General features: G+C 56.5%; 1 protein-coding gene. It reads left to right on the top strand.

The genetic code is table 11. The features are described 5' to 3' along the window. Window positions 1-56 precede the first annotated feature (56 nt). Window positions 57-313: transposase (locus HMPREF2785_RS02320; RefSeq protein ID WP_141750622.1), on the top strand; the 257-nt coding region annotated here is incomplete at its 3' end.

Consider the following 313-nt stretch of genomic DNA (forward strand, 5'->3'; position numbering starts at 1 on the left):
TGGGGTGTCATGATTCCGGTGGACGGTGAAACCCACCGATCTGGAAGGATTAAATCATGCCACGTAAGTATTCGGATCAGTTTCGTCAGCAGTGCATTGATGAGGTGTTGATGTTCGGCAAGACTCGTGGTGCCGTGGCCCAGGAGTACGGGGTGTCGTCCTCGTCGTTGGGACGCTGGGTGGCCAAAGCCGAAGGCACCTTGGGCACTGGTTCCGGCAGCCACATGCGCGCTGCTGATGCCGCGTCGCAGGACCCGGCAGAGATGGCAAAGCGGATCAAAGAGCTCGAGCGTGAAAACGAGTTTTTAAAAAA

This window comes from Corynebacterium sp. HMSC067D03, assembly GCF_001811185.1.
GTDB classification, from domain to species: Bacteria; Actinomycetota; Actinomycetes; order Mycobacteriales; family Mycobacteriaceae; genus Corynebacterium; species Corynebacterium coyleae.